Source organism: Microbacterium sp. (assembly GCF_031988965.1).
Classification (GTDB): domain Bacteria; phylum Actinomycetota; class Actinomycetes; order Actinomycetales; family Microbacteriaceae; genus Microbacterium.
The window spans coordinates 1-2,268 of sequence record NZ_DALZXX010000252.1; the positions used below are offsets into that span (position 1 = coordinate 1).

The 2,268-nt window shown below is 69.7% G+C and carries 2 protein-coding genes and 1 pseudogene; 1 reads left to right on the forward strand and 2 read right to left on the reverse strand.

Annotation, left to right across the window (positions count from 1 at the left end):
- Nucleotides 1-103: 103 nt before the first annotated feature.
- Complete coding sequence (locus RTM68_RS18385) at nt 104-760, reverse strand: NAD(P)H-dependent oxidoreductase (RefSeq protein ID WP_312173751.1); 657 nt, start codon at nt 758-760, stop codon at nt 104-106.
- Nucleotides 761-850: 90 nt separating this feature from the next.
- Between RTM68_RS18385 and RTM68_RS18390 the strand changes: the two genes are divergently transcribed.
- A complete protein-coding gene (locus RTM68_RS18390; RefSeq protein WP_312173753.1) occupies nt 851-1,189 on the forward strand; it encodes a helix-turn-helix domain-containing protein in 339 nt (112 codons plus the stop codon).
- Nucleotides 1,190-1,498: 309 nt separating this feature from the next.
- Here the strand turns inward: RTM68_RS18390 and RTM68_RS18395 are convergent.
- A pseudogene (locus tag RTM68_RS18395) lies at nt 1,499-2,268 on the reverse strand (short-chain dehydrogenase); the annotation flags it as partial.

Here is a 2,268-nt window from a genome sequence, read left to right on the forward strand (position 1 = left end):
ATCGACGGGCAGATGGGCTGCACCGACGACCGGCAGATGGGCTGCACTGACGACCGGGCAGATGGGCCGCACCGACGACGGGCGTGCCCGCCGGATCAGACCCTCAGGCGACCTGGTCGCCGCGGAGTGCGGCGAGCTCGCGACCGTAGGTGCGCGCCGACTGCTCGGCGTTCTCCTTGAGCTCGCGGGCGGTGTCAGCGAAGGCGTCGAGCGCGGGGTTCACGCCCACGAGGGTGAACGGACGCTCGACGATGCGCAGGTCGAGGCCCCAGACGTCTTCGAGCACGCGGCGCAGCCACGCGGTGGAGTGGTCCCAACCCTCCTTGGGAGTTCCGGGGGCGTAGTTGCCGCCGAGCACGGTGACGAGGGTGGCCGGCTTGCCGCGCAGCGCGGTGCCCTGCGGGTCGATGCGCGGGTCGGTATCCGCCAGGTCGAACCAGGTCTTGAAGTGCTGCGAGACGCCGTAGTTGTACAGCGGCACGGCGAACAGCAGCGCGTCGGCGCCGATCAGCTCGTCGGCGAAGGTGGTGCCGAGGGCACGCGCCGCGCGCTGGGCGTCGGTGCGCTGGGTCTCGTCGACGAAGCCGCCGGTGACGGCATCCGCCCAGGCCGTCGCGGGCACGGGGTCGGCGGCGAGGTCGCGACGGGTCACGGTCGAGTCCGGGTGGGATGCGGTCCACTCGGCTTCGACGAGGTCGGCGAGCGAGCGGCTGGCGGACGACGCGGGAAGGATGCTGGCATCCAGGCGGAACAGGGACATGACCGTACCTTTCGGTTCTTGGGGCGCTTTTCCTAGTCGCTCTGGTTTTCTTAGCGACTGGGGTTAACGTAGCACAGGTACACTGGAGGCATGTCCGAGGTCGACGAAGAACGTCATGTGTGCGACGCCGCCGTCACACTGGCCTTCAGCGTGCTCGGCAAGCGCTGGAACGGCATGATCATCTCGTCGCTCGGCGGCGGACCTTCGACCTTCGTCGCCCTGCGCCGCGCGGTCGTCGGAATCAGCGACACCGTGCTCTCCGACCGACTCGCCGAGCTCACCGATGCCGGACTCGTGGCGCGCGCCGTCGATGCGGGCCCACCCGTGACGGTCTCGTATTCGCTCACCGACAGCGGCCGCGGGCTGCTGCCGATCCTCGATCAGCTCGGCACCTGGGCGTCCGAGAACCTCGAGATCCGCGCGCGCTGATCCCGGTTCTCTGGCCGCTTCGCGCCCACAGCCCGCAGCTCACAGCCCACAGCCCACAGCCCACAGCCCACATGGCTGACCGGACCCCGCCTGGCTGACCGGACCGACCCATTCAGCCAGCCATCCGGGGAATCATCAGCCGGATGCTCACGCAAGAGGTCTCACCGGACCGGACTCACCCCGTGGCCGGGCTCCCCATATCCACACGGCTGACCGGACCCCGCCTGGCTGACCGGAACGCCCCATTCGGCCAGCCATCCGGGGAATCATCAGCCGGATGCTCCCGCAAGAGGTCTCACCGGACCGGACTCACCAGGGACTGGGCTCGTAGTCCTTCAGGAACACACCCTGCACGTCTTCGCCGGCCTCGCCGCGCACGATCGGGTCGTACACGCGGGCGGCTCCGTCGACGAGGTCGAGCGGGGCGTGGAAGCCCTCCTCGGCGAGGCGCACCTTCGTGTAGTGCGGGCGCTCGTCGGTGATCCAGCCGGTGTCGACGGCGGTCATCAGGATGCCGTCGGTCTCGAGCATCTCGCCCGCGCTCGTGCGGGTCAGCATGTTCAGCGCGGCCTTCGCCATGTTCGTGTGCGGGTGCCCGGGGCCCTTGTAGCGGCGCGAGAACTGCCCCTCCATCGCCGAGACGTTGACCACGTATTTGCGGCGCGACGATGATGCGGCCATCGATGCGCGCAGCCGGCTGATCAGCAGGAACGGCGCGGTCGTGTTCGCGAGCTGCACCTCGAGCATCTCGAGCGGATCGACCTGATCGACCGACTGCACCCAGCTGTTCGTGCGGTTGACGTCGGGCACGAGCCCGCCGGCGTCGATCGCGGTGCCGTCGGCATGCTTCTCGAGCGACGACGATCCGGGAGCCATCGCGAGCCGCGCGAGGTCTTCGGCGGTCAGCGCCTGGCCGCCCTGCTCAGCGACGGTGCCGCCGAGAGCCGCGACCGACAGCAGCGGATGCGCGTCGACGGATGCCTGCAGCGCCTGCGGATGCGGGTCGGCGGTGTGCCCGAACGTCTCCATCTCGGGCAGCGGTCCGTCGGGTAGAGGCTGCAGTTCGGCATCCGCCAGCA

What these genes read in the sequence shown, in the direction of transcription:
- RTM68_RS18390 (WP_312173753.1), top strand. Translation starts at nt 851, where the DNA reads ATGTCCGAGGTCGACGAAGAACGTCATGTGTGCGACGCCGCCGTCACA.
- RTM68_RS18385 (WP_312173751.1), bottom strand. Translation starts at nt 760, where the DNA reads ATGTCCCTGTTCCGCCTGGATGCCAGCATCCTTCCCGCGTCGTCCGCC.